The sequence below is a fragment of the Maribacter sp. genome (assembly GCF_039968975.1).
Lineage (GTDB): Bacteria > Bacteroidota > Bacteroidia > Flavobacteriales > Flavobacteriaceae > Maribacter.
In genome coordinates this window covers 1-3955 of record NZ_JBDVOT010000086.1, presented here as the reverse complement: position 1 = coordinate 3955, position 3955 = coordinate 1, and the positions used below count along the sequence as shown (strand labels likewise).

Annotated in this window: 4 protein-coding genes; 1 reads left to right on the top strand and 3 read right to left on the bottom strand. The window is 34.0% G+C overall.

Going from position 1 to position 3955, the window contains the following annotated elements; genetic code table 11:
- Positions 1-214: 214 nt before the first annotated feature.
- The 3 genes from ABJI11_RS06260 to ABJI11_RS06250 all read right to left on the bottom strand — a co-directional run bounded on the left by ABJI11_RS06260 (position 215) and on the right by ABJI11_RS06250 (position 2752).
- Positions 215-787: a DUF2911 domain-containing protein gene (locus ABJI11_RS06260; RefSeq protein ID WP_348350442.1), complete on the bottom strand. Its 573-nt coding sequence runs from the start codon at positions 785-787 to the stop codon at positions 215-217.
- A 360-nt stretch (positions 788-1147) separates the two neighbouring features.
- Entirely contained in the window at positions 1148-1909 is a 762-nt protein-coding gene (locus ABJI11_RS06255) for an SDR family oxidoreductase (protein WP_348350440.1), read from the bottom strand.
- Positions 1910-2023: 114 nt separating this feature from the next.
- Complete coding sequence (locus ABJI11_RS06250; protein ID WP_348350438.1) at positions 2024-2752, bottom strand: phosphatase PAP2 family protein; 729 nt, start codon at positions 2750-2752, stop codon at positions 2024-2026.
- Positions 2753-2934: 182 nt separating this feature from the next.
- Between ABJI11_RS06250 and ABJI11_RS06245 the strand changes: the two genes are divergently transcribed.
- Positions 2935-3777: a 1,4-dihydroxy-2-naphthoyl-CoA synthase gene (locus ABJI11_RS06245; RefSeq protein ID WP_348350436.1), complete on the top strand. Its 843-nt coding sequence runs from the start codon at positions 2935-2937 to the stop codon at positions 3775-3777.
- Positions 3778-3955 lie beyond the last annotated feature (178 nt).

Genomic DNA, 3955 nt, shown 5'->3' with positions numbered 1-3955 from the left:
ACATCACAATCTGCTGAAAGTTTAGCAGTATCTGGATTTAATGCGGTTTCAAAAAACGAAAAATTATATTCGTATGTTGTATTATATTTTTCAAAATATTCTTGATCATAAGATTTTGTACTGAATACCGCTATTTTCATAAAAGCCATGTAATAAATTAATTATCATTCAAAGTTAATTTTATGTCCCTAATATTATATGACAACTATCAGTTTTAGTAGCTAATCGGTATCTCAACTCTATCCATATCCCAAGCAATATACATTACAGCTACACCTTGTTCAGAATCTTCAAATTGAATAGTAAATTCTTCTACAGGTGCATTACTGTGTAATACATGCGCATCTACTCTTAATACATCATTATTTTCATCGTAACTATAATGACCCCATTGGTCTACATCCTTATTGAATACAATCGTCCAAATGTCTTTTGTAGGTAGTGCATACATGGTATAGGTACCTTTACGAAGTAATTTTCCATCTATTTTTACATCTTTATAGACTTTAATTTCAGTTGCTTCATTAGCACCTAAACGCCAAATTTCATTGTATTTGACCATGCCGTCAAAAACCACACGTCCTTTTTTTTGAGGTCTACTATAATCAATCCTTAAAATTGGAGTATCAGGTAGATTTCTTTCTGGGGCAAATTTTATGTCGTGAGCAAAGTGATCAGGTAAATACACTCTGTCTAACGGACTTTTATCCAAGCCTCTGAAATCTTGTGAATATCCAAGGTTAATACATACAGTGCATACTATTACTGCCAAGAAAAAATTTTTCATACTTGAAATGTTTGTGGTTATTTATATAGGAAATTTAAGAATTATCAATTTAGCATTTCAGTTTATTATAGATTTTATGTTCCTAAATGAGACATTCTGAAATTAAAAAAGGCTGATTATTAAATTCTAATAATCAACCTTTAAAATATAGTTATTGTTTATTGACTAAAATATAAAATAGCCAACAGATACTTGAACTACTCCATTTTTGTATTTATCTGAAAAACCGTCTACATCATTGACATCAGATAAGCCTAAATTGTAACGAACGGCAAAGTTAATATTGCTTCCTAATTTGTAGCCTAGACCAACATTCTGAAAGAAATTGATTTTATTAAAAAAATCTTTTGTGACTTGATTTTACAACATTAATCCCCCAGTTGCTTCTATACGCTGACCATTGATCCAACCTGCATCTTCTGTACATAAAAAGGCTACAATACCACCAATATCTTCTGGTTCACCAACTCGACCAAGTGCGGTGTTACTACTAATTTTTTCACGTCTTTCTTCATTATCTTTATTTGCACCACCACCGAAGTCTGTACCTACGGCACCGGGAGCCACAACGTTTGCTCTTATTTTTTTATCGCTTAGCTCTTTTGCAATAAACTTTGTAAATACATCTATACCACCTTTCATACTTGCATAAGCAGATGAGCCAGGTATAGTAACACGCACCAAGCCAGATGATATATTTATGATTCCGCCACCATCATTCAATTGTTCTACCGCATGTTGAGTTAAAAAATAAACACCTTTCAAATGAATGTTCATCATGTCATCAAAATCGGCTTCGGTAGTTTCTAAAAATGGTTTGTAAATCCCTGTTCCGGCATTGTTTACCAAATAATCAAATTTAGCAGTGCGGTAATTTTCATTTAAATACATGGAAATCGTTTTAAAGAAACTAGAGAAATTAGAGGTGTCACTTGTATCTAATTGAAACGCCACCGCCTTTTGACCTAATTTTTCAATCTCTTTTACAACTTTCTCCGCAGCATCTTTTTTAGAATGATACGTCAAAATAACATCCAAACCTTTCTCAGCGATTTTTAATGCTATGTTTTTTCCTATTCCGCGGCTACCACCAGTAACCAGTGCTATTTTTGTTCTGGACATAATTCTATTTTTTTGAAAATTAATTTGTGTGGCTTTTATACTTCACTAAAGTATTAAAATCAATTCTTTAGCAGAGTTTAAGCAAGGTTATTTTTTATTAAAGTGGAATTATATTTATGTTTTGGGATCGTGTCTAAACAGCTCAATTAAATCAAAAACCAACACACAGAAAACTACCCAAATGAATCCGGCAATGAATCCGCCTGCAATATCCGAAGGAAAATGAACGCCTAAGTATATTCTACTAATACCAATACTTAAAATGACCAATATTAAGACAGCTATCAGTATATATTTTATCACCTTTTGAATATTGAATTTTGTGACTAGAAATATTAAAAAACCATAGAAGGCCATCGCGCTCATTGCATGTCCGCTTGGGTAACTCAACGTTTCTACAGAAACTAAATGTTCAATGCCTGGTCTTGCACGATCAATAAATCTTTTAAGTATCATGTTAGAAATAGTCGCCAATGCTAAAATTAAGGTTGCTTGAACTACATATTTCCATCTTTTGAAAACCAAAAGGGATAGAAGTAAGAATATGGTGAGTACAATGAGATAACCATAGATATCACCAACATACGTCATAAATTTTAAATAGGATGTCAGTGTTGGCGCTCGGTAAGAAATGATATAATCCGTTATTGAAGTATCATAAGTTGCTAGCGTTTCTGTCTTTAAGGTTTCTGTCAATTCTACAAATAAATTTATGCCACCAACAACTATGAACAAAGCAACAATAACAGTAATTACATAGGGTAGTGTTGTGTTGTATTGGTTTAGTTTATTCGCTAAAAATTCACGAAGCTTTTTTATAAATGTAAAAAGAGATTGTTTCATGAAGGGTACTATTCTTTATTCTGTAAACATAGTCGTATTTGCTCATATCTAGTGTTTCAATGAAATTGATAACTAACTCGATTAATTTGACCTGACCATTATAAAACTTAACTGCATATTCTAATTTGGACGAGTATACCATGAACCCTTATCTTTATACGATAATAGAATTATTAGAAATTATGAAATCACCCGATTGGAAAACAGCGATAGAATTTGATGATATTACCTATAAAAAATGTGATGGTGTAGCCCGTATAGCCTTTAACAGACCTAATGTACGAAATGCTTTTAGACCACATACTACAAGCGAACTTATTAAGGCCTTTTATGATGCTCAAGAAGATACCTCTATAGGAGTAGTTTTACTTTCAGCTGAAGGACCATCTACTAAAGACGGAATTTGGTCTTTTTGTTCTGGTGGCGACCAAAAGGCTAGGGGAGAGAAAGGATATGTTGGTCAAGATGGTCAGCACCGTTTAAACATTCTTGAAGTACAACGAATGATTCGTTTTATGCCGAAAGTTGTTATCTGTGTGGTACCAGGATGGGCAGTTGGTGGCGGTCATAGTTTACACGTGGTTTGTGATATGACTTTGGCTAGTAAAGAACATGCCATTTTTAAACAAACCGATGCCGATGTTACCAGCTTTGATGGCGGATACGGTTCTGCTTATTTAGCCAAAATGGTAGGACAGAAAAAAGCTCGTGAGATATTCTTTTTAGGAAGAAACTATTCTGCACAAGATGCTTTTGAAATGGGTATGGTAAATGCCGTAATACCACATGATGAATTGGAAGACACGGCTTTTCAATGGGCACAAGAAGTTTTAGAGAAATCACCAACTTCTATAAAAATGCTGAAGTTCTCAATGAACCTAACCGATGACGGTATGGTTGGACAACAAGTTTTTGCAGGGGAAGCAACAAGACTGGCGTATATGACCGAAGAAGCTAAAGAAGGTAGAAATGCTTTCTTAGAAAAACGTAAACCTGATTTTGGTAAAGATAATTGGCTACCGTAAAAATGGGCGCTAGCTTTTAGTTTTTGGCTTTTGGCTTTTGGTTTTTGGCTTTTGGCTTTTGGCTTTTGGCTTTTGGCTTTTGGCTTTTGGCTTTTGGCTTTTGGCTTTTGGCTTTTGGCTTTTGGCTTTTGGCTTTTGGCTTTTGGCTTTTGGCTTTTGGCTTTTGGCTTTTGGCTTT